This is a genomic window from Azospirillum sp. (assembly GCF_035628975.1).
In the GTDB taxonomy this organism is placed as follows: Bacteria; Pseudomonadota; Alphaproteobacteria; order Azospirillales; family Azospirillaceae; genus Azospirillum.
The window spans coordinates 92307-117741 of record NZ_DASPIS010000049.1 but is presented as its reverse complement, the minus strand read 5'-3'; the positions used below and the strand labels follow the sequence as shown (position 1 = coordinate 117741).

The window sequence follows — 25435 nt, the reverse complement described above, 5'->3', positions numbered from 1 at the left end:
TCCGAACTCCTGGAATAAGAAGGTTTCAGGCGGTTTCGCCGGCCAGTCGCCGGAGGCTGCGCGCCCGTCCGATCAGGGGTAGCAGGTTCTTCAATTCCGGTCCATGGTCGCGCCCGGTCAGCGCCCGGCGCAGAGGAAGGAACAGCTCCTTGCCCTTGCGCCCCGTCGCCCCCTTCACCGCGTTGGTCCAGGCACCCCAGGTGCCGAGGTCCCACGGCTCGTCGGGCAGCAGCGCCGCCGCCTGGGTCAGGAAGCCGGCATCCTCGACCACCGGCGTCACCGGCGCATGGGTCACCGCCCACCAGTCGCCTGCGTCGCTCAGCCGCGCCAAATTGGGCCGCACCGCCTCCCAGAAGGCGGCATCGGCACCGGTCAGGCCCAGCGCCTCCAGCCGGTCGGCCACCGCCTCGAACGACGTCAGGTGCAGGATGCGGGCGTTCAGCCGGCCCAGTTCCTCCGGGTCGAATTTCGGGGTGCCGCGGGCGATCTTCGACAGGTCGAACTCCGCCACCAGCTCGTCCAGCGTCTGCCGCGCCTCGATGGGGTCGGAGGTGCCGAGCTTGGCCAGCAGGCTGTTGACCGCCATCGGCTCGATGCCGTCCTCGTCGCGCAGGCTGCCGACCGACAGGCTGCCCAGCCGCTTCGACAGCCCCTGCCCGCCGGCATCGGTCAGCAGCGGCAGATGCGCGAAGGACGGCACGGCGGCACCAAAGGCGGCACCGAGCGCCTCGAAGATCTGGATCTGCACCGCGGTGTTGGCGACATGGTCCTCGCCGCGGATGATGTGGGTGATGGCGAAGTCGGCGTCGTCCACCACGCTGGTCAGGGTGTAGAGCGGCCGGCCATCCTCGCGGATCAGCACCGGGTCGCTCAGCGCCGTGCCTTCGAACCGCACCGGCCCACGGACGAGGTCGGTCCATTCCACCGGAGTCGGATTCAGCTTGAAGCGCCAATGGGCTTTGCGCCCCTCCCCTTCCAGCCGGGCGCGGTCCTCGTCGGTCAGGCGCAGCGCGGCACGGTCGTAGATCGGCGGACGGCCCTGCGACACCAGACTGGCGCGCTTGAGGTTCAGTTCCTCTGGCGTCTCGTAGCAGGGATAGAGCCGGCCGGCGGCCTTCAGAGCCGCTGCAACCTCGTCATAGCGCGGATAGCGGTCGCTTTCGCGGGCGAAACGATCCCAGGTGAGGCCGAGCCAGGTCAGGTCGGCGGCGATGCCATCGGCGAACTCCTGGGTGGAGCGCTCCTCGTCGGTGTCGTCCAGCCGGAACATGAAGCTGCCACCGGTCTTGCGCGCAAACAGCCAGTTGACGAGCGCCAGGCGCACATTGCCGACATGGATGCGGCCGGTCGGGCTGGGGGCGAAACGGACGGCGGTGGACATGGCTGGACTCGATCTGCAGACGGGACAGGCGGGCAGTCCTAGCACGGCCGGCGCATCTTCCGAAAGCGGTCCGGAACCGATGCATCCGCGCAACAGATGGGATGATGCGGCCGTTGGCGTGGTAGGCGCGGCCGTCCACCTGCGTTAGCTTGGCGGCAAATCCAAACTCGGAGACATCCTATGGCGGACAAGAGCTTGCGCATCGGCGTCGTGCTGTCGGGTTGCGGCGTGTATGACGGCGCGGAAATCCACGAAGCCGTCTGCACCCTGCTGGCCATCGCCAAGGTGGGCGCCGTGGCGGTGTGCTATGCCCCCGACATCCCGCAGGCCCATGTCGTCAACCACCTGACCGGCCAGGAGACCGGCGAGAGCCGCAACGTGCTGGTCGAATCGGCCCGCATCGCCCGCGGCAAGATCACCCCGCTCAGCGACTTCTCGGCCGGCGACGTCGATGCGCTGATCTTCCCAGGCGGTTTCGGCGCCGCCAAGAACCTCAGCGACTTCGCGTTCAAGGGTGCCGACTGCTCGGTCAACCCTCAGGTGGTGGCCGCCGTCGCCGCCATGCGCGCCGCCGGCAAGCCGATCGGCGCGCTGTGCATCGCGCCGGCCATTCTCGCCAAGATCCTGGGCCAGCAGGGGGTGGAACTGACCATCGGCAACGACCCCGGCACCGCCGCCGCGCTGGAGACGATGGGCGCCATCCACCGCACCACCACCCATGGCGAGGTCGTGGTCGATCCGGGGCTCAAGATCGTCACCTCGCCCTGCTACATGCTGGATGCCAATCTGCTCCAGATTGCCGAGGGCGCAGAGAATACGGTCAAGGCTCTGGTCGATCTGGCCAAATGATCAAGTGAATCGGACGACAAAGGGGGTAGCCGCACCCCCTTTTCCACCCGTAATGTCACAAAGCTGGGCAATAATTCATTAACCGGCTTCCCACACCCTTTGCCTCAGTTTCGTATTTATCGGGCGAGGGCTGGCGATGACCTGCATTGTGGGATTGGTGGAAGGCGATCGGGTGTGGATGGGCGGCGACAGCGCCGGGGTGAACGGCCTGGACATCACGGTGCGCGCCGATACCAAGGTGTTCCGCAACGGCGATTGCCTGATCGGCTTCACCAGTTCCTTCCGCATGGGCCAGCTGCTGCATTACCGGCTGGAGGTTCCGTCGCGAGACGGCGACACCGATCTCTTCCGCTACATGGTGGTGGACTTCGTCGATGCCGTGCGTAATTGCCTGAAGGATGGCGGATACGCCCACCGCTCCAACGACGTGGAGACCGGCGGCACTTTCATGGTGGGGCTGGAAGGCCGTCTGTTTACCGTTCAGTCCGATTATCAGGTCGGCGAGGCGGTGCGCGGCTATCACGCCATCGGCTGCGGCTCCGACTATGCGCTGGGCTCTCTTGCCTCCACCGCCGGGCAGCCGCCGGAGGAGCGTGTGCTGAAGGCCCTGGAATGCGCCGAGCTGTTCAACGGCGGCGTCCGCGCGCCCTTCACCATCCAGTCCAGCCTGCGCCGTCCGCAGCTGGCGCTCACCGAGGCTGCGTAGCCTTCGACCAAAGTCGAAAGCAACGGCCAAGGCCAGGCTCTGGTCACCCAAAGCATCGTGGGGTATGAACCGACGTCCTGCTGCAGTGCGGGACAGGGAATAACCACAAAAACTTTGGGTGATAGAGATGACGGACCAAGCGGTTACCGCCGATGCTTACTTCGGTGAAGACGAGAACCCGGCCGGGTTGCTGACCAACTGGGGCAACTCTCCCTATCTCGTCTTCCCGGCCATGCTGCTGATTTTCATCATGCCGCTGGCGATCATCTTCCATCCGACCTGGATCGTGCTGCCGGCCGTGCTGTGGAGTTTCGGCATGATCGCCACGATCATCAAGCTGACCCGCGGCTGACGCCCGGCCCGGCAAAAGGAAATGCGAAGGGGAGCCGTTCGCTCCCCTTCCCGCCTCGATCCGCTCAAGCCAGATCGATGACACCCCCGCTGGCGGGAAGGCGCCGCAGCCGCGCGGCGGCTTGGCGCGAGACCCGCGGCCCCGGCGGCGCCCTGCGGCGGTCCGCTTCCGCCTGAACCACCATCCGCCAGACCGAGTCCACCGTGTCGACCGCATGTCCGCGCCCGACGAGATCGGCCGGCGAAAGGCCGCCGTCGAGAAGGCCGCTCAGCAGATCCTCCAATGCCTCGACCGGCGGCAATCCGGCCGGCGTCGCGGCCTTCAACCGACGCGCCAGCACACGTTCCGGAACCACCCGGCCGGCCGGCCCCCGCGATCCCGCCGGCTGGTTGGCGTTGCGCCAGCGCGCCAATTCCAGCACCTCAGTCTTCGGCAGGTCGGCCAGCACCGCATATCCGCAGCCCGACTCCTCCGGCACGAGGCCGAGCAGCCGGTCGGTGCGGTCGGCGGTCGACAAAAGCAGCGCCCCCATCCGCTCCGCCAGCGCCGCCAATGTGGCGGCGCGCAGACGGGCATGCAGCCGGTCCGCCGCCCCGGCCGACTCGCGCCCGGCAAAGGCAGGCGCCAGCAGCGAGTCGGCAGCCTTCAGCACCGGGGCCAGCGCGACATTGTCCAGGCGGCACCCCAGCAACTCGACGATCTCGGCCGCATCGTCCAGGCTGTCCGCCAGCGCATCGACCTCGCTGCCTGGCAGCGGCGCGCGGACGGCCAGCACCCGCTCCGGCCCAAGCGCATCGACGGCGAGGGCAGCGGTCAGCGCCGAGTCCAGCCCGCCGGTCAGGCCGACGACCACGCCCGGCGCGCCGCCTTTGGCCACCGCGTCGCGCAGGCCCAGCATCAGCGCGCTGTAGAGCGCCTCCGACCCCTCGACCGGCGCAATCATTTCGGCTTCGGAACTGTCCCAGGAATCATCGTCACCACGTTCCCAGCGGGACAACAGCAGATGCTCGGCGAACAGCGGGGCCTGGGCAACCAGCCGGCCGCCGGACGCGAGGGCGAAGCTGCCGCCGTCGAACACCCGCTCATCCTCGCCACCGACCGCGTTCACCGCGACCAGGGGCAGGCCGCACTCCACCACCCGCGCGACGGCGGCTTGCACCCGATCATCGGCACGGCCGGGGGCGAAGGGGCTGGCCAGCAGCGCGACCAGCAATTCGGCGCCGCTCTCGGCCAGCGTTTCCGTCACGTCGGAGCTCGCAAGATCGCCGCCGACCAGCAAACCGACGCGCACGCCACGGACATTCACCGGTCCCGGCATCGGACCGATGTCGAAACGGTCATCCTCCGGTGCGCCGATCTCGCCGCCACCCATTTCGGCCTGGAAACGAACTGCTGCGATCTTGCCCGCGTCGAGCAGCAGAGCGGCATTGTGCCGCTTGGCGCCGTCACGCCAGGGGGCACCGACCAGCAAGGCCGGTCCGCCATCGGCGGTATCCGCCGCCAGCGCCCGGGCCGTCGCCTCCACGGCGTCGAGGAAGGCGGGTTGGGCGATCAAATCCAGCAGAGGAACGCCGGACAGCGCGCCGGCCGGGCAAACGACGAGGTCGGCGCCGCGGGCTGCGGCCTCCGCCCGGGCGGCGCGGATGCGGTCGGCGTTGGCGGCGAGACTGCCGGCGGCCGGATCGGCCTGGGCGAGCGCGATGGAAAGTCGGTCGGTCATGATGGCTGGTTCCCTTCTTGCGGGTCCTTTTGCCATCAGGGTAGCAGCGCCCCCGGCCGGGCGAAAGCCGCCGCTCGTCGCAGGTCGTCACGCAGGCGGAACAAGTGGCGGAAAGCTTAGATAGAGAAGATATGAAGACTTCGACGATTAGTAAGGTAACGAAGTTGTTTCAATCATTCAAAGAAATGTCCGAAATTAACAACTGGTAAAGGTTGCCGCCGTCATGCTTCCACTTGCACACAAACTACGCGATGCGGGGGCATCCATGTATTACGCGGAGCTCAGCGGCCCGAACGGCAAACCGTCGGTGCTGTCCACGGCTGTGCAGAACGGCTCGTCAAAGACGGCCGGCACGGCGAAGGACGCGCTGGCCAAATCGGACGCGAAATCGGTCGATGGCGACAAGGCGGATAAGAAGAGCCAGTCGCCGGCCTACACCATCAGCCAGTCCATGGAATCGCTGCTGGACAGCATGACCGGCAAGGGCGGCGCCCAGGGGGCGGGCGGGGGTGGCGCCCTGGCGGCCGGCAACAGCGGCGTCGACCGCGCCAAACAGGCGCAGTCGCTGATGCAGTCGGCGCTGGACCACGGCAACGATCTGGCCGGCATGTTCGGCAAGGGCATCGACGCGCTGAAGCAGGGGCTGGGCGACACGCTGAGCATGCTGGGCGTTCCGAAGAACCGCATCGACGACGCGGTCAGCGGCTTCGGCGACAAGCTGAAATCCAAGCTGGACGGCATGGACCTCAGCCAAATGTCGGTGGACATGCAGGCCACACAGTCGCAATGGTCGATCGAATCCCACGGGATCGAACTGGAGATCCAGGACGGCGACCGCAGCGTCCGCATCTCCTTCGCCAAATCGACCCTGGACTTCCGCCGCGACGACCAGCGGCTCCAGGCCTCCCTGGGCAAGGGTGGCGACATGGAGCTGAGCGCCATGGGCATGACCACCACGGCCACCGGAAAGTCCACCGGCATGATCGTCCGTTCCGAAGGCTTCAGCGAGGACGAGATCAAGGATATCCTCGGCAAGCTGAACGACATGGCCTCCAAGTCCGGCGGCGACGGGATGAAGGGGCTGGCGGTGCTGAAGCCGACCACCTCCAAGGACGGCGTCACCCATTTGACGCTCGACCTGTCCGCCCCGGTTGCCGGGTTGTCCGGCGGCAAGGACGGCGCGGCGGTGAAGGAAGCGGCGGCAGCCTCGGCGTCGGGCTCGACCGCGAAGCCGCAGAGCGTCGACCTCAAGGCCTGAGGCGCTTTTTTCGCATCCAACTTGTCACAGCGCCGGCCCGGAACCGACCGGACCGGCGCTTGCCCATGCCGGATGGCTTCATTACAAGCGGACTGACGCCGGCCGGACAGCCGTGCCTCACCCGTTCCCGGAACCATCGCCCGGACAGAAGTCATGACCGACCGCGACACGCTGCTGGCCCTGAACCAGGCCTTCTACCGCGCCTTCACCAACCGCGACGCCGCCGCGATGGAAGCGCTGTGGGCGGAGACGCTGCCCGTGTCCTGCATTCATCCCGGCTGGACCGCCCTGTTCGGCCGCGACGCCGTGCTGACCAGCTGGCGCGACGTTCTGCGCGCTCCCAGCGGCATCACCGTCGAGGCGCGGAACGAGCGCGTCACCCTGCACGGCGACACCGCCCTCGTGGTCTGCGAGGAGACGCTGGGCGGTGCCGTGCTGGCCGCCACCAACCTGTTCGCACGGGAAAACGGCAGCTGGCGTCTTGCCCACCATCAGGCCGGTCCGATCGCCCAGGCCCGCGCCGACGTGGAGGTCCCCGCCAAGGCACCGCGCCGCCTGCATTGAAGACGGTGCCGGCTCAGGGCAGGCTCGCCACCTCCGGCCGGGTTTCAAGATGGCGGACGAGGTCGATCACGACCCGATCGGCGGTGACCTGATCGGGATCGCTGTTGGTCAGCGCCACCACACCCCAGCGATGCGCCTTCGAAAAGGCGATGTAGGCGTTGAAGCCGCCGGTGGAGCCGGAATGCCAATGGATCGGCGTTCCATCCCCCGCCCAGGCAACGAACCAGCCGAGCGCCATCGCCCCGGCCCCCAGGCTTCCCGCATCGGCCAGAGCCCGGCCATCGACCTGCACCGTCTGCGCCAGGGCCAGGGTCGCCGATGCCGCGGGGGCGCAACCCTGTCCGTCCGGTCCGGCGGCGCGGCCGGGACAGTCGCCCAGGTTGGCGGACAGCCAGCGCAGCATGTCGTCGGCGGAGGAATAGAGGCCGAAGGCCGGCAGCATCGCCGGCGCCTCCCAATCCGGCACGATCCGGCCGCGGGCATGGCCGGCCGCCTTGCGCGCCCGCTGCTCCGCCGTCGGCTGCAGGGTGGTGTCGCGCAGGCCGAAGCGGTCGGTCACCACCCGCTTCAGCAAGATCTCGTAAGGCTGGCCGGCCGCGGCGGACAGCGCCTCCCCCAGCACCGCCATGCCGGCGTTGGAGTAGCTGAAGCGCACGCCCGGCGGCACCGGCAACCGATAACCGGACAGCCACAGCCCGAGTTCGGCCCGCGACAGCGGCTTGTAGGGATTGCGCGGATCCTCCAGCCGGTTCCAGGAAAACCGCGGGGTCTCCGGCACGCTGGGCAGGCCGGCGGTGTGGGTGGCAAGGTCGCGCAGGCGGATGCGCAGGCCGTCATGGTCCGGCAGATGGGCGACCTGCACCGGCCCGACGCGCCGCAAATGCTGTTCCAGCGGATCGTTGGGGGACAGGCGGCCCTCCCGCACCAATTCCGCCATGATGGTGCCGGTGAAAGGCTTGGTGAGGGAGGCGATCTGGAACAGCGTGCGCCCGTCCGCCGGTCCGCCGTCCGGACGCCCGGCGTCGCCGCGCCCGACCACCAGCGTCCGGCCATCGCGGATCACGCCGACGACCAGACTGCCCGCCCCGGCCGGCGGTTGGCGCTCCTCCACCGCGCGGGTCACCAAGTCGGCCAGCGGATCGCCGCTCCTCTCACCGGATCGATCGAGTCCGATGGCCTCGGTCGGGCCGAGGGGAACACTCCACAGCAGCAGACATAAAACGCCCAAGAGCAGCCTGCGCCGCATCCCCGCCTCCGCCCGGCCTCAGAATCGCAGGTTCGGAGAGTGGGGGGAGGGTCGGCGGGCGGACAGGGCCGCGAAGGGCGATCCGGCGAAAGACGGCGGCGGAGCGGTGGGGGGTACTCCCCAACCACCCGCGCTGCCTCAACCGGTCACTTCAGCCGGGCATTCGGCCGGGCGGTCATTCAGTGGGGCGGTCATTCGGTCGGGACATCAGCCTTTGGCGGACGGCGGTCCTTGACGATGGACAGCGGCACGTCGTCGGCCGCGATCTCCAGGATCGGATGGCCGTCCAGCAGCGACGGGCAACGCTTCACCTGGGTGAAGGCCAGGAAGAAGTCGGCCTTGCGCCAGTCCGGCTCGATCCCGTTGACCAGACGCAGCCAGGGCGGCAGTTCGAACCGGACTGCCAGCGTGTTGCCGCAGACGGTCAGGGTATACTGCCGCGGCGGGGGGCGGCCGTCGTTCTCGCGCTCGACATACTCGATCAGTTCCTGCAGCGCTTCGTGCAGGGAATTGCCCCAGTAATCCAGTTCGAACTTGCCGTCGGCGCCCCGTACGCCTCCGACGAACTGGTTGTAGTACACGTACTGGTTCGGATGCATGGCGCCCAGCTGCCACGCGTACACCACCGCGACCACGGTCATTGCGGCGGCGAAGCCCTGCCCCAGCGCCCGGCCGCCGCGCTGGCACAGCGTCCACAGCCGGTCGGCGGCGATGGCGGCCATCACCACGAAGGGCGGCACCAGGAACAGAAAATGGCGGATGCCGTTGTAGACCGACGGCCGCATCAGGATGAACAGCAGGATCGGCAGGAAGCCCGCCAGCGCCAGTGGGGTGTAGCGCACCAGCGTGAAGGCGCCGGTCCGCCGCCAGCCGCCGCGGGCCAGCCATATCCCGGCCAGCACCACCGCCGCGGCGACGCCGATCACCACCGCTTCCGGCAGCTTCACCGCCAGATAGACCGGCAGATACAGGGCAGGCGGGTCGTTGGAATGGACCAGTTCGCCCATGAACAGGGTCTGGATGTCGATGGGGAAGTGCGAGACGACGCGCAGCGCCTCCAGGGGATTGCGGAACGGCCTCTGCACGACCCAGGGCCAGAACACGGCCATGATCGCATAGGCGACTGGGATCGCCGGCCACAGGGACAGGAAGGCGCCGCGTGCATCGACCAGTGCCCAGCGATGCCCCTCCTGCCGCGTCACCAGGGCGAAATGCAGAGCCATGGCGACCGCGAGATAGAAACCGGCCAGCACCCCGCCGACGCGGATCGCCAGCGTCAGGCCCAGCACCAGCCCGAACTTCAGCACCGCGCTGCGGTTGGGCCGCGGCAACTGCTTGAGGATGCGGGTGGCGAAATAGAGCGTCCACACCATTCCGGCCGCGAACGGCACGTCCTTGGTGTTGTTGAACATCGCACCGTAATAGACACCGCTCAGCGACAGCAGCGCCGCGGCGATGAAGCCTGCGCGCGGGCCGGCCAGCAGCCGGGTGTAGCGCCATGTCCCGGCAATGCCCAGCACGCCGACCAGCGCGCAGAGCAGATGCCGCGTCTCGTATTCCTCGAAGGGGGAAAAGGGCACGATCACGGCGGTGACGAGGTCGAACAGACCGCCGTAATAGGCCAGATCCTTGAAATGGAAAGCAGAACGGTCCTGGAAGAAACTGGTGTAGTAGGACAGCAGCTTCTTGCCGTAGATGTGCTGCACCTCCTCGTCCGTGCTGATGCCGTAGCTGAGGAAGGTCAGCGAGGCCAGGATCAGCAGCCCCAGCAGCAGCGCGCGCGACAGCCCGTCCCACAGCGCCGCCTCTCCGCGCGGCAGCGCCAGGCCGGCGGCAGTGGCGATGCCCGAGGCGGGGGATGGCGGGGCGGTTCCGGAGGGACGGCGTCGGGCGGCGGGCATCCCGTCACCGGCATCTTTGTCGCCGGTGCGCAGGCGGGTCTCGATGCTCATCGCTGCCGCTCCTGACCCGCCGGGTTGTCGACCGGATCGAACTGGTGCTCGTGCTCCTCATCCGACGGACCGAAGCCGTGGGCTGAGCGCACAATGAACAGCGGTCTGCCCTTTACCTCGGCGAAGACGCGGCCCAGATAGTCACCGATGATGCCCAGCGTGATCAGTTGGATACCGCCCAGGAACAGCACCGCGACCAGCAGCGATTCATAGCCGGGCACGTCGACGCCGTGGAGCAGCGTGCGGACCAGCCGGATCAGGATATAGACGAAGGCCACGCCCGACACGGCCATGCCCACCAGGCTCCAAACCCGCAGGGGGAAGGTGGAGAAGGCGGTCAGACCGTCGAAGGACAGGCGCAGAAGCTTGACGAAGCCCCATTTGGTGTCGCCCCCGGCGCGCTCCCCCTGTTCATAGGGGATGGCGGCCTGCCGGAATCCGACCCAGGCGAAGATGCCCTTCATGAAGCGTGTGCGCTCCGGCATCCGGTTGATCACCTCGACCACGCGGCGGTCCATCAGGCGGAAATCGCCGACCTCGCGCGGAAGCTTGATCTCCGACAGATGGTCGAAAACCCAGTAGAACAGCTTGGCGAACAGCCGGTGCTTCAGGCTCTGCCCGACGCGGGCGTGCCGTACGGCGACGACCACGTCGAACCCTTCGCGCCATTTGGCGATGAAGGCCGGCAGCAGTTCCGGCGGATGCTGCAGGTCGGCGTCCATCGGCACCACGGCGTCGCCGGTGGTGTGGCTGAGCCCGGCGGACAGCGCCAGCTCCTTGCCGAAGTTGCGCGACAGGTCGACCACCTTCACCCGCGGGTCGCGGTCATGGACGTCCAGCAACCGGTCGACGGTGTCGTCGCGGCTGCCGTCGTTGACGCAGACCACCTCCCAATCCATCGCCAGCCCGTCCAGCACCGGGGTGAGCCGGGCGAACAGGGCGTCGATGTTGGGACCTTCGTTGTAGAAGGGGATGACCACCGACAGGCGTCCGCGCCGCGGACGGCCCGAACGGTCTGGACTCGACCGGCCGGTGCCCGACCGGCCGGTGGATGGCTGGCCGGTGGGTGGCTGGACATCGCCGGGACGGCGTGCGGAAGCGGTGCGGGCATCCGAAGAGGCCGCGGAAATGGGCGCGTCGGGAATGGACATGGCCAGCCGTCGGGTCAAAGCGTCAGAGACCGGGAGGAAGAGGGATCGGCGACGACCCCGGACGGCCGCTGCGCCCTTTGGCATATACCACGATACCAGGGGATGTTCAAAATGCCTCTCCTGTGACCGCCGCGGCACAAAAAATGGCCTTTCCGCCCGTGAAAGCGCCCGCGGGACGGCAGCCCGCGACCCCACGCAACGGGCAAACATGCAAGGCGTCCGTTTATTCCACGCCCGCCGCCCATCGCGTTCCCCTGCGTCACCCGGGCCTCTTCCCGCTGCCGGCCCCTACGGCCCGGCCATACCGGGGCATGTGGCATGCTTCCTGAAACAGGTCGTAGGGGCTGACCTTTTCCGGTCGCCTTGACCAAGCGCTGAGCAGCGCCCCTGTGCCGACGGAGGCCTCGACCATGAGCCTTTTCAATCGCTTTTCCGTGGGTTCCAAGATCACGGCGGCCAGCGCCGGCATCCTGGTGTTCCTGGTGCTGATCGGCGGCATCGGCGTGGTGGCCCTGTCCGATGCCGGCGGTGCGGTGGAGACCTACCGGCGGCTCGGCCAGCAGACCAACGAGGCCGGGCGCATCCAGGCCCTGATGCTGGAGATGCGCCAGCAATCCACCCGCTTCCTGCTGACCGGAGATCCGGAAGTCGGCACCACCGTCCGCCGTCTTGCCGGCGAGGCGGCGCAGACCATCGACAAGGCCCGCACCCTGTTCGCCGACCCGGCCCTGCTGCAGACCGTCGACCACATGGCGCAGGAGATCGCCCAGTATCAGGAGGCCTTCGCCGCGACGATGGAACTGCAGGCCCAGCGCAGCAAGGCCATTGCCGAACTGGACGAGATCGGACCCCGGCTGGAGGGTGCCCTTGACACCATCATGGACAGCGCCGGCGCCGCCGGCGACACCGACGCCGCCTATCTGGCGGGCATGGCGCTGCGCCACATGCTGTCCGCCCGTGTCTCGGCCACGCGCTACAACGTCGACGGCTCCCCGGCGCTGGCAAGCCAGACCCGCTCGCAATTCACCGACGCCGCCAGCCGCGGCGGTGCGATGATGGCGAAGCTGACCGACCTGGACCGCCGCAAGATGGCGATGTCCTATACCGCGATGCTGCGCGTCTACACCACCGGCTTCAACGCCGTGGTCAAGGCGACGACCGAGCGCGACCGGCTGGTGACCGAGGTGCTGACTCCCGTCGGCGATTCCATCGCTGCCGAGGCCGAGCAGCTGACCGTCGCCAGCGTCGACCATCAGAAGCAGCTGGGCGAAGAGACCGGCGCCTTCATCACCAAGGCGCTGACCGTGATGATCGCCGCTTCTCTGGTCGCGGTGGTCCTGGGGCTGGCGACCGCGCTGCTGATCGGGCGCGGGCTGTCGCGCCCGGTGGTGGCGATCACCGACCGCATGACCCGGCTGGCCGGCGGCGACCGCAGCGTCGACATCCCCGGCCTGGAGCGCGCCGACGAGATCGGCGGCATGGCCAGGGCCCTGCACGTCTTCAAGGACAGCCTGATCGAGAGCGACCGGCTGGCCGAGGCCCAGCGCGCCGACCATGAGGCGCGACGCAGCCGCGGCGAGCGGATCGACCGGCTGACCCAGGAGTTCGACCGGCTGGTCCTGGCGGCGCTGGGCCGGGTGTCGGCGGCGGCGACGCAGCTTCAGGCCACCGCCCAGACCATGTCCGCCACCGCCGAGCAGACCACCCGTCAGGCCGACGCGGTCGCCAGCGCTTCCCATGAAGCGACCGGCAATGTCGAGACGGTGGCATCCGCGACCGAAGAGTTGACCGCCTCCATCGCCGAGATCGGCCGGCAGGTGGCCGAAAGCACCCGCATCGCCGGCCAGGCGGTCGCGACCGCCGAGAAGACCGACGGCACCGTCCGCGGGCTGGTCGACGCCGCCCAGCGCATCGGCGAGGTCGTGCAGCTGATCACCGACATCGCCAACCAGACCAATCTTCTGGCGCTGAACGCCACCATCGAGGCGGCGCGCGCCGGTGAAGCCGGCAAGGGCTTCGCGGTGGTGGCGTCGGAGGTCAAGAACCTCGCCAACCAGACCGCAAAGGCGACGGAGGAGATCGGCAGCCAGATCGCCGGCATCCAGGAGATCAGCCGGCAGGCCGCCGGTGCCATCGCCGAGATCGGCCGGGTGATCGCCGAGATCAATCACATCTCCACCACCATCGCCGCCGCGGTGGAGGAGCAGGGTGCAGCCACCAAGGAAATCAGCCGCAACGTACAGCAGGCGGCGCGCGGCACCCAGCAGGTGTCCGGCAACATCGCCGGCGTGTCGGAGGCCGCGGCATTCACCGGCGACGCCTCTCGCGAAGTGCTGACCGCCGCCGACGGATTGAACCATGAGGCGACCGACCTGCGCGGCTTCGTGTCGCGCTTCCTGACCGATATGCGGGCTGCGTAAGAAACGGTATCGAACGTCAGCGCGGCCGTGACGCTTGTGGCGTCGGCGCGACCCGAACGGACCGGGTCTTGCCGGCGCCCTTCTTCTGCCGGGCGGCCCAGCTCTTTTGCCCGGTTACATTCCCCTTGCGCCTGGGCGCCCCCTTGGGCACATAGGCGCCATGATCCTGACCCCCATCGCCATCGACGACATGCCGAAGGCCATCGCGGCCTTCGACGCCCATCTGGACGGCCATGCCCAAGCGCGGGCCGCCTTCCGCCGGATCGCCGCAACCTGGCCCGTGCGGCCGGAGGACGAGCCCGGCGGTGGCGTCGACACGCCGGCCCATCGGGCCGAGGCGGTGCGGCTGGCCCATGCCCATGGCATCGACACGCTGGACGAGCCGCCCAGCCGCTCCTTCATGTGGGACGGCAAGGTGATCCGCACCGATGTCGAGGCGACGGTGATCGTGCATGAGGTGGCGCATTGGCTGTGCGCGGCGCCGGAGCGGCGGACGCTGATCGATTACGGCCTGGGCCCCGGCCCGGAGACCACCGCCCGCAAGGAGGCCCGCGCCGACAAGCGCCTGTGTTTCGAGGACTGCATGCATGAGGAGCAGCAGACTTCGCTGCTGGGAGTGCTGTGGGAGGTGGAACTGGGCCAGCCGGGGATCCTGGCCTTCCTGGAACAGAACTGGATGGAGCATTGGGAGCGGCCGAGCACCGCCGCCTTCTTCATCCGCCACGCCGAGGAATTGTTCACCCGCGGCCTGATCGACGCCGACGGTCGCCCGACGACCGCGCGCGAATGGGCGGATGCGCGGCGCGGAGTGCTGGTGGGGTAAGCGTAGGCTTACGATTGCCCCCACCTATCCTCCCCCGCCCAGCGGGGGAGGGATTGGAGCTTTGTCGGCGTTCTTCGGTAGTCCCTCCCCCGCCCAGCGGGGGAGGATAGGTGGGGGGCTAACGCCCCCAAGTCTCAACCATCACGCCGCGGTGATGCGGGCGATGAAGGCCTCGATCTCGTGGTCCAGGCGATTGAAGCTGCGCGACAGCTCTTCCGTGGTGTTCTGCACCGAGCCGGCGGAATGGCCGGTGGTCTCCGCGGCCTGCTGGACCAGACGCATTTCCTGCATCACCGCCATGGTGTCGACGGCAGCGCGCTGGGACCGGGCGCTGATGTCGCGGGTGGCGGCGTCCTGCTCCTCCACCGCGGCGGCGACGGTGCCGAGTGACTCGTCGACCTGACGGATGGTGCCGACGATGGCGCGGATGGCGCCGACCGCAGCATGGGTGGCGGCCTGGACCGCCGCGATTTCCGCGCCGATCTCCTCCGTCGCCTTGGCCGTCTGGTTGGCGAGGCTCTTCACCTCCTGCGCCACCACCGCGAAGCCCTTGCCCGCCTCGCCGGCGCGCGCCGCCTCGATGGTCGCGTTCAGCGCCAGCAGGTTGGTCTGGCCGGCGATCGACTGGATCAGGCCGACGACCTCCTCGATCTTGCGGCTGGCCTCGCTCAGCCCCTGGACGATGCTGTCGGTGCGGCCGGCCTCGTCCACCGCGCCACGGGCAAGCTGCGCCGACTGGCTGATGGAGCGGGTGATCTCGTCGATCGAGGCGCGGAGCTGCTCGGCGCCGGCAGCCACGCTCTCGACCTCGCTGGTCGCCTCCTGCACGGAATGGGCGACGCTGTCGCTGTGGTGGCTGGTCTGCTTGGCGTTGTCGAGCATCGAATTGGCTTCGTTGCGCATCGACGTGGCGGAGCGCACCACCTCGCCCATCATCGCCTTGACCGACGCCTCCAGGTCGTTGGCGAGCGCCGACATCGCCTGACGCCGTTCCTGGTCGTTGCGGATGCGCATCGCCTCCTGCTCGCGGGACAGTTCCTGCACCCGGACGGCGTTCTCCTTGAACACCTGGACGGTGCGGGCCATCTGGCCGATCTCGTCGCCGCGATCCGCGGCGGGAATGTCGGCTTCCAGGTTGCCGCGGGCCAGCCGTTCCATCACGTCGGTCAGGCGCACGATGGGCCGGGCGATGTTCATGCCGATGAACAGGGCAACGCCGACCGTCACCAGCAACGCGCCCCCCGCCACCAGCATGAAAGCCTGGGTCGTGTTGTCGACCGACGCGTTGACCAGGGTGTAGGCGTCCGTGGAGACCTTGCGCTTGTAGGTCAGATAGTCGCGGCTGGTCGCCTGCAGTCGGGTGTAGGCCGACTGCACCTCCTGCAGGAAGTCCAGCGGATCGACGCCCATCTTCAGCAGGTCGAGGAAACTTCCCACCTTTGCAAGATAGGTCGCGGCGTCGCTGCCGAACCGCTCGAAATACTTCGCTTCCTCGTCGGTTTCGGCGGTGGCGCCCTTCAATGCTTCCGATTGTCCCTTCAGCTTGTCGAGCTGCGCGTTGAGCGCCTTCATCTCCTCTTCCACCGCCTTGGGCGAGGCGTTCGCGCTGCTGAGGATCACCGTTCGGTACATGCCGGCGTGGGCCACCGTCAAGGTGTCGGTCAGTCCCTGGATCTCCGCCTCGCGTGTGAAGGAGCGGTTGAACAGGGTATCGAGCAGCGTCGACTGCTGGGTGATCGCCGACCAGCCGAGCAACGCGATCACCAGCATGCCGATGATCGCCGTCGTCGCCGGAATGGCCATCTTGACGGGGATGTGGAAGTTGTTGAGGAGGGTCATGGGGCACCTGCGTCGGCCGCCGGTCCGTGGCGCGAACCATCCGGCATTGCTTTGGAGCGGAGGAACGGGCCGCGGTCGCACGACGCCGGCGGCACCATCGGCGCCGCCCTGCGTTCCGCCATCGCCGCACCGCTCCGCGATACGTGGTTGGAACGAGATCCCTTTACGGGTCCGAATCCGCATCCGGGGCGGCCGTCCCGCCGGCACGATCGCCACCGCGTCATCTCATCCCGGAAATCTTTTTCAATGATTAACGAGGCTTCTTTTGTCTGAGTCTTTGATCTGTCACAACCGATTGCCGATTTTTCGGCATATCCCCGCATGTACTTCTCGGTCATACTATCATATGCACCACAAAAGACCGGATTTCTCTTTTCCGGATCGGACCCGGCCGGATACCGCCGCATTGGCGGCGGACTCTCCTTTTCCGTGTTTTTCCAGAACAAGAGACAGCCTCTGCGCAGACAAGTTGCTTCGGAATTCATACAATTAGAGGCTAACAGGATTTCACTCGCGCATCAATGGCGAGCAATCCGGTCATACTGCCGCATGCGGCATGTGCACCGGCGCGCCTTCCCGCCGGATGCACGGCGGGTGGCCCCAGTCGATTTCCAGTCTTTTCAAATATATGCCAAATAAATGCGCCTTCGCAGCGGCCCTGCGTCAGCCCGCGGCCGATACCATGAAGGCGATGGAGATCGACACCGGGGACAGCAGGGTGGAGATCAGCAGCGACATCGACACCACATCCCTCCCGGCGTTGTAGCGCTCGGCGAAGACGTAGGCGTTGATGCCGATGGGCAGGGCCGCGGCGGTCACCGCCGGGGCGACCCACACCGGCGGCAGGTCGAAGACATGGGTGGCCAGCAGCCAGGTCAGCAGCGGATGCAGCCCGGTCTTCAGCAGGGCCACGACCGTCGCGGGCAGCACCGCGCCCGAGGCCGGGCTGAGCGCCAGCGACGCGCCCAGCGTGAAGCAGGCGCAAGGAAGCACCGTCTGCGCCATCATGGTGAAGCTCTTCATCACCATGGGCGGAATCGGCAGATGAATCAGGTTGGCCGTCAGCCCGAGAATGACCGACACCACCAGCGGGCTGGTCAGAGTCGCCTTGGCCGCCCCCAGCGTCGCCTGCACCGGACGCCCGGACCGGCCGCCGCGCGCCGACCGCTGGGTCTCCGCCAGCATGGTGGCGGAGGTGAACAGCAAGGGCGACTGGAAGACGATCAGCAGCATCACCGGCACCGCCACCGTCGGCCCATAGGCCTCCATGATGATGGGCGAGCCGAGAAGCGCGATGTTGGAAAAGGAACTGGCAAGGCCGATGGGTGCGATCTGCTCCCGCCGGCCCGCCATCCGCATCCACAGCCCGCCCACCAGGAATACCGCCACCGCCGCGATGTAGAAGGACCCCAGCACCGCCCATTCCAGAGGATCGGGAATGTCCGCCCGCGCCATGTTGGAGAACAGCAGCGCCGGCAGCGCATAGATGCCGAGGAAACGGGAAAGCCCCTGAACCATCGCATTGCTGAACCCGCGGTAGCGCGCCGCCCAGTAGCCAAGGGCGATCAGGCCGAACATCGGCAGGACGATCTGGAAAATCAGCGACATGGACGCGGCACCGTGTGGGCGGGGTCGGCCGGTCGGGCCGATAATGCGGGGGCTTTCCTTACACCGATCCGCTCATTCGGCGGGAACGATCTCCAGCGGCGGGACGCCCAGCACGTCCACCAGGGTGGCGCCGGCCTCGATCTGCTCGGTCCACTGGCGCTCGCGTTCGAGCAGGGCGAGGCTCTGGGTCAGGGCGGCGTCGGCGAAAGCCAGCGGCACGACCACCACGCCGTCCTCGTCGCCCAGGATCAGGTCGCCGGGGTTGACCGGCACGCCGCCGATGGCCGCGGTGACGTCCATCTTGCCGCCGAAATTCTTGTGCGGGCCACGGGCAACGGCCCCCTTGGCGAATACCGGCAGGCCGAGTCCGCGGATTTCGTGCAGGTCGCGGACGGAGCCGTCGACCACCAGCCCGCCGAGCGCCCGGCGCTTGCAGCAGCGCACCACCCATTCGCCGGCCAGCGCCACGTCGTCCAGACCGCCGCCGGCCACGACAACGACGTCGCCCGGTTCGGCCAGGCTGACGGCATGATGAACCATGCTGTTGTCGCCGGGCATGGTGACGACGGTGCGGGCCTGACCGCAGATGCGCATGCCCGGCACCATCGGCTTGATCCGCGAATCCATGCTCTGGCAGCGGTTCAGCGCATCGGAGGCGACGCTGCTGGGCACCGACGACCATTTGGCGAGGGCGTCGGTGGACAGCCGGCGGTAGTCGACGAGGTAGCGTTGCATGGCCATGGCAGGGTCCTTTCTTCGGATTGGTCTTCGTGTCTGGATCGGGTTCGGAGGGGGCGTGGGGCGGTGACGGTTCCTGCGTCGGTCGATCCCGAGACCGGCCGACCCGATATGGCGGACGGGCCAAGCGATCCAGGCGTCCTTATGCGGGAAGGCTTCGGGACTTCGACGCGCTTTTCCGCGGATCATCTGCGAGCGGCACAACCCCCGGAGCTTTAGACGCCATTTATTTAGATTTTGAAGTGTACCCGCATAGGCCGTCATACGCAAGGAGGTTTACAATCTGTAAATACGTCATAGGAAATTTCATCTCTTGATGCTGGTTATAACAAAGCACCACACGCTCTGGACGTGAAATTACAAGACAGTCACCAGCCAAGCTCCTGCGATTCACAACTGTCGTGGCAGGCAATGGGGATTGAGCAGAATCGGAAAAACGCACCCTCGTGTAAGCTGGGGAACTCGCCTACAATTGTATGATGCCGACCGCTCGTCTTGGCACAATCTCTGGATAGGCCATTCAACCCGCAAACGCGGACCGGCGCCGCCGGGCGCACAAGGCGGAGGAAAAGGCGGAGGAACCGTGACGCGGGGGCCGGTGGGCCGGTGGGCCGGGGCGGATCGCCCGAAGATGACAGGCCGGCAAATGAGAGCGCCAAAAAGCGAAAGGCCGGCACCCGAAGGTCCGGCCTTTTGAGATCGCATGCTCCAGCGGGAAGGCTGGAAAAAACTGGAGCGGGCGAAGGGATTCGAACCCTCGACCCCAACCTTGGCAAGGTTGTGCTCTACCCCTGAGCTACGCCCGCGCTCCGTACCGTCGTTCAGCAGCTTGTCGGTGCCGTCCGGCGGTGTGCGGCGGACTATACTCATCGGCCGACGCATTGCAAGCGCGTTGTTTCAGTTTTTCTGACCGGCTGGACGATTTTTTGCGGGACCGGTACAAGGGTGTCATGGACACAGCACCGACCTCCCTTCCGGACGCCTCCCTTCCAGATGGGGACGCGCCGCTGCCGACCTCGCCGGACCAACTGCTGGCGCGGCTCGACGCGCTGGGCATCCAGGCGACCACGCACCGCCACCCGCCGCTGCACACGGTGGAAGAGAGCAAGGCCCTGCGCGGCGCACTGCCCGGCGGCCATTGCAAGAACCTGTTCCTGAAGGACAAGAAGGATCAGCATTGGCTGGTGGTGGCGCTGGAGGATGCGCAAATCGACCTGAATCGGCTGGACAAGGCGATCGGGTCGGCGCGGCTGTCCTTCGCCTCGGCCGACCGGCTGTGGCGCGTCCTCGGCATCCGGCCGGGGTCGGTCACGCCCTTCGCCCTGGTCAACGACACCGGGCACAAGGTGCGCGTCGTCCTGCAACAGGCGATGATGGAGCATGACCTGCTGAACTATCATCCGCTGCTGAACGACCGCACCACGGCGATCCGGCGCGACGACCTGCTGCGCTTCATCCGTGCCTGCGGGCACGAGCCGGCGATCGTCGATTTCGGCCGCACCGGGGATTGACCGGCTCCGGCGGCGGTTCCACGCAATGCCTGCCCACGCAATGCTTGCTTGAGCCGCCTTGCGCGCTCACATATGTCGGCAACGATCAGGATCCGGACCGGCGACGGCCGGGCCGGCAACTCCATGGCCCACCGGGATGACCTACTGGGCCAGGCATCACCAACGGGACCGAAACACGCCATGTTCTCCATGCCCCCCGCCAACGGGTCCAAGCCCGCCGCTCCCGCCGCCGGTGCCGCCCCCAGTGCCGCCGACGTCGTCAAGGACAGCAGCGACCGCGCCTTCATGGCCGACGTGATCGAAGCCTCGCGCGACGTTCCGGTGATCGTCGATTTCTGGGCGCCCTGGTGCGGCCCCTGCAAGCAGCTGGGCCCGATCATCGAGAAGGTGGTTCGCGCCGCCAAGGGTGCGGTACGCCTGGTGAAGATCGACACCGACGCCAACCCGATGATCGCCTCGCAGCTGCGTGTTCAGTCGATTCCGGCGGTCTACGCCTTCTTCCAGGGCCGCCCGGTCGACGGCTTCATGGGCGCCCTGCCCGAATCGCAGGTGAAGGCCTTCGTCGACAAGCTGGTGGCGCTGGCCAAGCAGGCCGGCGCCGGCGGCGGGGCCGGTGACCTGCTGGAGGAGGCCTTCGCCCAGGCCAAAGAGCTGATGGAGGGCGGCGACCTGCAGGGCGCGCTCGACCTCTACAGCCAGATCATGCAGGCGGAGCCGGAGAACGCCCAGGCCTATGCCGGCATCATCCGCTGCCTGATCGCCGCCGGCGACCTGGAGAATGCCAAGCAGATGCTGGCCCAGGCGCCGGAAGCCATCGCCAAGGACAAGGAGCTGGACAACGTCCGCGCCGCCCTCGACGTGGCCGAGCAGGCCGCCAACGCCGGTCCGATCCCCGAGCTGATGGAGAAGGTCGCCCACGATCCGAACGACCACGCCTCGCGCTTCGACCTCGCCATGGCGCTGTTCGCCGCCGGCAAGCGCGAAGCCGCGGTGGACGAGCTGTTGGAGATCTTCAAGCGCGACCGGACCTGGAACGAGGACGGCGCCCGCAAGCAGCTTGTGAAGTTCTTCGAGGCGTTCGGCCAGACCGACCCGCTGACGGTGAAGACCCGCCGCCGCCTGTCGACCATGATGTTCAGCTGACGCTTTTCCCGACGCAGGACGGCTGTTCCACCGGCGAAGGGGTTCTATCTGATTGGCATGACCAGGAACCCAACCAGAAACTCCTTCGACCCGGATTTCAGCCAGTTGCCGGGGATGCTGCCCATCTTCCCGTTGGCCGGCGTCCTGCTGCTGCCGCGGGCAAGGCTGCCGCTGAACATCTTCGAGCCGCGCTACCTCGCCATGGTCGAGGACGCGCTGGGCAGCGGCCGCATGATCGGCATGGTCCAGCCGCTCGACCCCACCGGGCGGGAGCGCGAGCCGGCGGTCTATGACTGCGGCTGCGCCGGCCGCATCACCAGCTTCGCCGAGACCGACGACGGCCGCTTTCTCATCACCCTGACCGGCGTTGCCCGTTTCGAAGTCGGGCGGGAGGTGGAGGGAGCGCGCGGCTACCGCCGGATCGTTCCCGACTGGCGCCCCTTCCGTACCGACCTGGAGCATGAGGCCTGCGGCGACATCGACCGCAACCGGCTGCTCGGCGCGCTGAAGAGCTATTTCCGCGTCCAGGGCCTTTCTGTCGACTGGAAGTCCATCGAATCGACGCTGGACGAACGGCTGGTCAACTCGCTCGCCATGATCTGCCCATTCACGCCGGGCGAGAAACAGGCGCTGCTGGAGGCCCCGACCCTGGCGGAGCGTGGGAAGCTCTTGATCGGGCTGGTCGAGATGGCCATTCTCGACAGCCATGACGGGGACGGTCCGCCGCCCAAGCATTGATCCTTATCCTTGAACACTGTGAGACACGACATGGCGACGCCCGAGGACAAGAGCAGCGAATCGAAAACCAGCGCGCGGGTCGACCCGAAGCTGCTGGAAATCCTGGTCTGTCCGCTGACCAAGGGCCCCCTGCGCTACGACGCCGAACGCGGCGAACTGGTCAGCGAGCGCGCCGGGCTGGCCTACCCGATTCGCGACGGCATCCCGATCATGCTGATCGACGAGGCCCGCAGCCTGGACAAGGCGGGGGCGTCGCGATGAACGAGGAAGGGTTTGGGACGGTCCACTGGCCGACCGAGATCCGCCTGAAGAAGGAGGAGAAGCGGCTGGAGGTCGATTTCGACGATGGCCGGACCTTCTCCTACCCGGCGGAGTTCCTGCGCGTGGTCAGCCCATCGGCCGAGGTGCAGGGCCACAACCCCAGCCAGAAGCAGACCGTCGCCGGCCGCCGTCATGTCGGCATCATGCGGGTCGAGCCGGTCGGCAACTATGCCGTCCGCATCGTCTTCGACGACCTGCACGACAGCGGCATCTACACCTGGAAATACCTCTACGAGATCGGCTCCGAACAGGAGACCCTGTGGGCCGAGTATCTGGAGGAACTGCAGGCCAAGGGCCTGAGCCGCGACCCTCGGCGGTAGGGTGAGGTTCCCTCTCCCGCCCTGGGAGAGGGAACCTCACATCACTTCCAGATCGGTTTCCCGCTGCCCGGCAGGCCGTAGAGGTCCCATTTCCGGCTGACCTTCTCCACGACCTCCTCGGTCATGTGGAGCTTCTCACCCCATTCGCGCTTGGTCTCCGGCGGCCATTTGTTGGTGGCGTCCAGGCCGACCTTGCCGCCCAGGCCCGATTCCGGGCTGGCGAAGTCGAGATAATCGATCGGCGTGCCCTCGATCACCGTGATGTCGCGGGCCGGGTCCATGCGGGTGGACATCGCCCACATCACGTCCTTCCAGTTCCGCGCGTCGATGTCGTCGTCCACGACGATCACCCACTTCGTGTACATGAACTGGCGCAGGAAGGACCAGACGCCCATCATCACGCGCTTGGCATGGCCGGGATAGGCCTTCTTCATGCTGACCACCGCGATGCGGTAGGAGCATCCTTCCGGCGGCAGCCAGAAATCGACGATCTCGGGAAATTGCTGGATCAGCAGCGGGATGAACACTTCGTTCAGCGCCTCGCCCAGCACCGACGGCTCGTCGGGCGGACGGCCGGTGAAGGTGGACAGATAGATCGGCTTGCGCCGCATCGTCATGGCGGTGACGGTGAAAACCGGGAAGGGTTCGACCGAGTTGTAATAGCCGGTGTGGTCGCCGTAGGGCCCCTCGTCGGCGTATTCGTCCAGGCTGACATGGCCTTCCAGCACGATCTCCGCCTGGGCCGGCACCTTCAGCGGCACCGTCTTGCACTCCACCAGCTCCACCTTCTTGCCGCGCAGCAGGCCGGCGAACTGGTATTCCGACAGGGTGTCGGGCACCGGGGTCACCGCGGCCAGGATGGTGCCGGGATCGGCCCCCAGCACGACGGCGCAGGGCAGCGGCTCGCGCTTCCCACTCGCGGCCCAGCGGTGATGGTGCTGGGCGCCGCCGCGGTGCTTCAGCCAGCGCATGATGGTCTTGTTCTTGCCCAGCACCTGCATGCGGTAGATGCCGAGGTTGAAGTCGTCCTCGCGCTTCCCCGTCGGCCCCTTGGTCACCACCAGCGGCCAGGTGATCAGCGGCGCCGGCTCGCCCGGCCAGCAGCCCTGCACCGGCAGGCGGCCGAGGTCGATGTCGTCGCCGGTCAGCACCACCTCCTGGCAGGGCGCCGAACCGACGGTCTTCGGCTTCATCGACAGCACGGTCTTGGCGAGCGGAATCAACTCCAGCGCCTCGCGGAAGCCGCCCGGCGGTTCCGGCTGCTTGAGGAAGGCCAGCGTCTCGCCGACGGCGCGCAGCTGGTGCGGTTCGCGGTCCATGCCCCAGGCGACCCGCTCGACCGTGCCGAACAGGTTGACCAGCACCGGCATCTCCGACCGTGTGCCGTCGGCCTTGACGACATTCTCGAACAGCACCGCCGGACCATTCTCGGCCAGCAGGCGGGTCTGGATCTCGGTCATCTCCAGCACGGTGGACACCGGTTCCTTCACCACCACCAGCCGCCCCGCCTTCTCCAGCCGGTCGATGAAGTCACGCAACGAGGTGTAGGGCATCGCAGGGTGTCCAGTGTGTGGGTGGTGCGTCCGAAACGGACGATAACCTTCAACTCGGCGGCCGGTCCGTCAAGTGCGGCGGGGTCAGATATGCTGAGAAAGACCGGTGTCGGCGCCTAGCTCGCCGAGCCATTCTTACGATGTCGGCTTTGCCTGGCGTCCAACAGTGCACTGAACTCTTCGGCGTCAATGAACGGCGCGGATAATCGCTGATCAATCAGCCGCCGAAGCAGGTCGATCGTGCTTTCCGAATGCTCGTCCATGTCCTCGGCCGGTAACTTCGATGTGTCAGCCGTCATGACCACCTCCATCTCAAACGTACAGGACGCTTCCCCCCGCTCCAAAAACAAAACCCCTCCCCCACCCCCGGCGGACCAAAGGTCCGGCCGGAAGCGGGAAAGGGGCTTCGTCACAGCTCATGAACCGGGGTGCGAGACCCGGCCTAGGATCAGTACATGTGCTGGCCGCCGTTGACCGACAGGGTCGAGCCGGTCATGAAGCCGTTGTCGTCGTCGACGAGGTACAGCACGGCCTTGGCGATCTCCGACGCGCGGCCCAGACGGCCGACCGGGATGCGCGCGACGATCTTCTCCAGCACGTTGGCCGGCACCGCGCGCACCATGTCGGTGTCGATGTAGCCAGGGGCGATGGCGTTGACGGTGATGCCCTTGGCCGCGCTCTCCTGCGCCAGCGCCTTGGTGAAGCCGTGGATGCCGGACTTCGCCGCGGCATAGTTGACCTGGCCGTACTGGCCGGCCTGGCCGTTGACCGAGCCGATGTTGACGATACGGCCGAAACCACGCTCGCGCATGCCGTCGATCACATTGCGGCACATGTTGAAGCAGGAGGACAGGTTGGTGTGGATCACCTTCTCCCACTGATCGTAGGTCATGCGGTGCATCACGCCGTCACGGGTGATGCCGGCATTGTTGATGAGCACGTCGACCGGGCCGAGATCGGACTCGATCGCGGCGATCCCCTTCTTGCAGGCGTCGAAATCCGCGACGTCGAACTTGTAGGTCGGGATACCGGTGCGGGCGGTGAACTCCTCGGCCGCCTGATCGTTGCCGGCATAGTTGGCGGCGACCTTGTAACCGGCATTCTTCAGGGCGACGGCAACCGCCTCGCCGATGCCGCGGGTGCCACCAGTGACGACTGCAACACGAGCCATAGTTCTTCTCCCCAGATTTAGTGATGGTTGGTTGGTTTCTTTGATTTTTTGTTTTTGGGCATGAGACTCCC

The 25435-nt window shown here is 67.2% G+C and carries 23 protein-coding genes and 1 tRNA gene; 12 read left to right on the top strand and 12 right to left on the bottom strand.

Annotated features, from left to right (window positions below):
• Positions 1 to 25: 25 nt before the first annotated feature.
• A complete protein-coding gene (gltX, locus tag VD964_RS11160; protein ID WP_324868553.1) occupies positions 26 to 1381 on the bottom strand; it encodes a glutamate--tRNA ligase in 1356 nt (451 codons plus the stop codon).
• 180 nt (positions 1382 to 1561) lie between these two features.
• On the opposite strand from gltX, the gene elbB reads away from it, so the two are divergent.
• The 3 genes from elbB to VD964_RS11145 all read left to right on the top strand — a co-directional run bounded on the left by elbB (position 1562) and on the right by VD964_RS11145 (position 3288).
• Positions 1562 to 2230 (top strand): isoprenoid biosynthesis glyoxalase ElbB, encoded by a 669-nt coding sequence (gene elbB, locus VD964_RS11155; RefSeq protein WP_324868551.1) that lies wholly within the window; start codon positions 1562 to 1564, stop codon positions 2228 to 2230.
• A 136-nt stretch (positions 2231 to 2366) separates the two neighbouring features.
• Entirely contained in the window at positions 2367 to 2936 is a 570-nt protein-coding gene (locus tag VD964_RS11150; RefSeq protein WP_324868549.1) for a hypothetical protein, read from the top strand.
• Positions 2937 to 3063: 127 nt separating this feature from the next.
• Positions 3064 to 3288, top strand: a complete 225-nt coding sequence (locus tag VD964_RS11145; RefSeq protein WP_310112345.1) for a hypothetical protein — start codon at positions 3064 to 3066, stop codon at positions 3286 to 3288.
• A gap of 64 nt (positions 3289 to 3352) precedes the next feature.
• Here VD964_RS11145 and nadE read toward each other — a convergent pair whose 3' ends face one another.
• Positions 3353 to 5008 carry an NAD(+) synthase gene (nadE, locus tag VD964_RS11140; protein WP_324868546.1) on the bottom strand — a complete coding sequence of 552 codons (1656 nt, stop codon included), beginning with the start codon at positions 5006 to 5008 and terminating at the stop codon, positions 3353 to 3355.
• Positions 5009 to 5273: 265 nt separating this feature from the next.
• On the opposite strand from nadE, the gene VD964_RS11135 reads away from it, so the two are divergent.
• Complete coding sequence (locus VD964_RS11135; protein ID WP_324868544.1) at positions 5274 to 6266, top strand: hypothetical protein; 993 nt, start codon at positions 5274 to 5276, stop codon at positions 6264 to 6266.
• Positions 6267 to 6419: 153 nt separating this feature from the next.
• Positions 6420 to 6830 (top strand): nuclear transport factor 2 family protein, encoded by a 411-nt coding sequence (locus VD964_RS11130; RefSeq protein WP_324868542.1) that lies wholly within the window; start codon positions 6420 to 6422, stop codon positions 6828 to 6830.
• Between the two features lie 13 nt (positions 6831 to 6843).
• On the opposite strand, the gene VD964_RS11125 is transcribed toward VD964_RS11130, so the two are convergent.
• The 3 genes from VD964_RS11125 to VD964_RS11115 form a co-directional block, all read right to left on the bottom strand.
• Positions 6844 to 8076: a serine hydrolase domain-containing protein gene (locus tag VD964_RS11125; RefSeq protein WP_324868540.1), complete on the bottom strand. Its 1233-nt coding sequence runs from the start codon at positions 8074 to 8076 to the stop codon at positions 6844 to 6846.
• A 191-nt stretch (positions 8077 to 8267) separates the two neighbouring features.
• Complete coding sequence (locus tag VD964_RS11120) at positions 8268 to 10028, bottom strand: ArnT family glycosyltransferase (protein ID WP_324868538.1); 1761 nt, start codon at positions 10026 to 10028, stop codon at positions 8268 to 8270.
• Positions 10025 to 11179, bottom strand: a complete 1155-nt coding sequence (locus VD964_RS11115) for a glycosyltransferase family 2 protein (RefSeq protein ID WP_324868536.1) — start codon at positions 11177 to 11179, stop codon at positions 10025 to 10027. The genes VD964_RS11120 and VD964_RS11115 overlap by 4 nt, the downstream gene beginning before the upstream one ends.
• 410 nt (positions 11180 to 11589) lie before the next feature.
• Between VD964_RS11115 and VD964_RS11110 the strand changes: the two genes are divergently transcribed.
• Together VD964_RS11110 and VD964_RS11105 are read left to right on the top strand one after the other, a co-directional pair.
• Complete coding sequence (locus VD964_RS11110; protein ID WP_324868534.1) at positions 11590 to 13599, top strand: HAMP domain-containing methyl-accepting chemotaxis protein; 2010 nt, start codon at positions 11590 to 11592, stop codon at positions 13597 to 13599.
• A 160-nt stretch (positions 13600 to 13759) separates the two neighbouring features.
• A complete protein-coding gene (locus VD964_RS11105) occupies positions 13760 to 14422 on the top strand; it encodes a hypothetical protein (RefSeq protein ID WP_324868532.1) in 663 nt (220 codons plus the stop codon).
• Between the two features lie 141 nt (positions 14423 to 14563).
• Here the strand turns inward: VD964_RS11105 and VD964_RS11100 are convergent, their stop codons facing one another.
• The 4 genes from VD964_RS11100 to VD964_RS11085 all read right to left on the bottom strand — a co-directional run bounded on the left by VD964_RS11100 (position 14564) and on the right by VD964_RS11085 (position 19413).
• Positions 14564 to 16261, bottom strand: a complete 1698-nt coding sequence (locus VD964_RS11100) for a methyl-accepting chemotaxis protein (RefSeq protein WP_324868530.1) — start codon at positions 16259 to 16261, stop codon at positions 14564 to 14566.
• A 663-nt stretch (positions 16262 to 16924) separates the two neighbouring features.
• Positions 16925 to 17869, bottom strand: a complete 945-nt coding sequence (locus tag VD964_RS11095; RefSeq protein ID WP_324868528.1) for an AEC family transporter — start codon at positions 17867 to 17869, stop codon at positions 16925 to 16927.
• Between the two features lie 72 nt (positions 17870 to 17941).
• Positions 17942 to 18610: an RraA family protein gene (locus tag VD964_RS11090; protein ID WP_310112313.1), complete on the bottom strand. Its 669-nt coding sequence runs from the start codon at positions 18608 to 18610 to the stop codon at positions 17942 to 17944.
• A gap of 728 nt (positions 18611 to 19338) precedes the next feature.
• Positions 19339 to 19413: transfer RNA gene (locus VD964_RS11085), tRNA-Gly, on the bottom strand.
• 144 nt (positions 19414 to 19557) lie between these two features.
• Here VD964_RS11085 and VD964_RS11080 point away from each other — a divergent pair.
• From VD964_RS11080 to VD964_RS11060, 5 genes are all read left to right on the top strand, one after another.
• Entirely contained in the window at positions 19558 to 20118 is a 561-nt protein-coding gene (locus VD964_RS11080; protein ID WP_324868525.1) for a prolyl-tRNA synthetase associated domain-containing protein, read from the top strand.
• Between the two features lie 180 nt (positions 20119 to 20298).
• Positions 20299 to 21261 carry a co-chaperone YbbN gene (locus tag VD964_RS11075; protein WP_324868523.1) on the top strand — a complete coding sequence of 321 codons (963 nt, stop codon included), beginning with the start codon at positions 20299 to 20301 and terminating at the stop codon, positions 21259 to 21261.
• 57 nt (positions 21262 to 21318) lie between these two features.
• Positions 21319 to 21999, top strand: a complete 681-nt coding sequence (locus VD964_RS11070; RefSeq protein WP_324868521.1) for an LON peptidase substrate-binding domain-containing protein — start codon at positions 21319 to 21321, stop codon at positions 21997 to 21999.
• A gap of 30 nt (positions 22000 to 22029) precedes the next feature.
• A complete protein-coding gene (locus VD964_RS11065) occupies positions 22030 to 22260 on the top strand; it encodes a Trm112 family protein (RefSeq protein ID WP_014248577.1) in 231 nt (76 codons plus the stop codon).
• Positions 22257 to 22640, top strand: coding sequence for a DUF971 domain-containing protein (locus VD964_RS11060; protein ID WP_324868519.1), 384 nt, complete (start codon positions 22257 to 22259; stop codon positions 22638 to 22640). Before VD964_RS11065 ends, VD964_RS11060 begins: the two co-directional genes overlap by 4 nt.
• A gap of 41 nt (positions 22641 to 22681) precedes the next feature.
• On the opposite strand, the gene VD964_RS11055 is transcribed toward VD964_RS11060, so the two are convergent.
• The 3 genes from VD964_RS11055 to phbB all read right to left on the bottom strand — a co-directional run bounded on the left by VD964_RS11055 (position 22682) and on the right by phbB (position 25364).
• Positions 22682 to 24193 carry a UbiD family decarboxylase gene (locus tag VD964_RS11055; protein ID WP_324868516.1) on the bottom strand — a complete coding sequence of 504 codons (1512 nt, stop codon included), beginning with the start codon at positions 24191 to 24193 and terminating at the stop codon, positions 22682 to 22684.
• Between the two features lie 116 nt (positions 24194 to 24309).
• Entirely contained in the window at positions 24310 to 24492 is a 183-nt protein-coding gene (locus tag VD964_RS11050) for a hypothetical protein (RefSeq protein WP_324868514.1), read from the bottom strand.
• A 149-nt stretch (positions 24493 to 24641) separates the two neighbouring features.
• Positions 24642 to 25364 (bottom strand): acetoacetyl-CoA reductase, encoded by a 723-nt coding sequence (phbB, locus tag VD964_RS11045; protein WP_063635164.1) that lies wholly within the window; start codon positions 25362 to 25364, stop codon positions 24642 to 24644.
• Positions 25365 to 25435 lie beyond the last annotated feature (71 nt).

Coding starts and splice junctions, on each gene's coding strand:
- VD964_RS11100 (WP_324868530.1), bottom strand. CDS start 16,261: ATGACCCTCCTCAACAACTTCCACATCCCCGTCAAGATGGCCATTCCG.
- VD964_RS11105 (WP_324868532.1), top strand. CDS start 13,760: ATGATCCTGACCCCCATCGCCATCGACGACATGCCGAAGGCCATCGCG.
- VD964_RS11150 (WP_324868549.1), top strand. CDS start 2,367: ATGACCTGCATTGTGGGATTGGTGGAAGGCGATCGGGTGTGGATGGGC.
- VD964_RS11090 (WP_310112313.1), bottom strand. CDS start 18,610: ATGGCCATGCAACGCTACCTCGTCGACTACCGCCGGCTGTCCACCGAC.
- VD964_RS11120 (WP_324868538.1), bottom strand. CDS start 10,028: ATGAGCATCGAGACCCGCCTGCGCACCGGCGACAAAGATGCCGGTGAC.
- VD964_RS11125 (WP_324868540.1), bottom strand. CDS start 8,076: ATGCGGCGCAGGCTGCTCTTGGGCGTTTTATGTCTGCTGCTGTGGAGT.
- VD964_RS11080 (WP_324868525.1), top strand. CDS start 19,558: ATGGACACAGCACCGACCTCCCTTCCGGACGCCTCCCTTCCAGATGGG.
- nadE (WP_324868546.1), bottom strand. CDS start 5,008: ATGACCGACCGACTTTCCATCGCGCTCGCCCAGGCCGATCCGGCCGCC.
- VD964_RS11115 (WP_324868536.1), bottom strand. CDS start 11,179: ATGTCCATTCCCGACGCGCCCATTTCCGCGGCCTCTTCGGATGCCCGC.
- VD964_RS11135 (WP_324868544.1), top strand. CDS start 5,274: ATGTATTACGCGGAGCTCAGCGGCCCGAACGGCAAACCGTCGGTGCTG.
- VD964_RS11110 (WP_324868534.1), top strand. CDS start 11,590: ATGAGCCTTTTCAATCGCTTTTCCGTGGGTTCCAAGATCACGGCGGCC.
- phbB (WP_063635164.1), bottom strand. CDS start 25,364: ATGGCTCGTGTTGCAGTCGTCACTGGTGGCACCCGCGGCATCGGCGAG.
- gltX (WP_324868553.1), bottom strand. CDS start 1,381: ATGTCCACCGCCGTCCGTTTCGCCCCCAGCCCGACCGGCCGCATCCAT.
- VD964_RS11050 (WP_324868514.1), bottom strand. CDS start 24,492: ATGACGGCTGACACATCGAAGTTACCGGCCGAGGACATGGACGAGCAT.
- VD964_RS11095 (WP_324868528.1), bottom strand. CDS start 17,869: ATGTCGCTGATTTTCCAGATCGTCCTGCCGATGTTCGGCCTGATCGCC.
- VD964_RS11145 (WP_310112345.1), top strand. CDS start 3,064: ATGACGGACCAAGCGGTTACCGCCGATGCTTACTTCGGTGAAGACGAG.
- elbB (WP_324868551.1), top strand. CDS start 1,562: ATGGCGGACAAGAGCTTGCGCATCGGCGTCGTGCTGTCGGGTTGCGGC.
- VD964_RS11130 (WP_324868542.1), top strand. CDS start 6,420: ATGACCGACCGCGACACGCTGCTGGCCCTGAACCAGGCCTTCTACCGC.
- VD964_RS11070 (WP_324868521.1), top strand. CDS start 21,319: ATGACCAGGAACCCAACCAGAAACTCCTTCGACCCGGATTTCAGCCAG.
- VD964_RS11060 (WP_324868519.1), top strand. CDS start 22,257: ATGAACGAGGAAGGGTTTGGGACGGTCCACTGGCCGACCGAGATCCGC.
- VD964_RS11055 (WP_324868516.1), bottom strand. CDS start 24,193: ATGCCCTACACCTCGTTGCGTGACTTCATCGACCGGCTGGAGAAGGCG.
- VD964_RS11065 (WP_014248577.1), top strand. CDS start 22,030: ATGGCGACGCCCGAGGACAAGAGCAGCGAATCGAAAACCAGCGCGCGG.
- VD964_RS11075 (WP_324868523.1), top strand. CDS start 20,299: ATGTTCTCCATGCCCCCCGCCAACGGGTCCAAGCCCGCCGCTCCCGCC.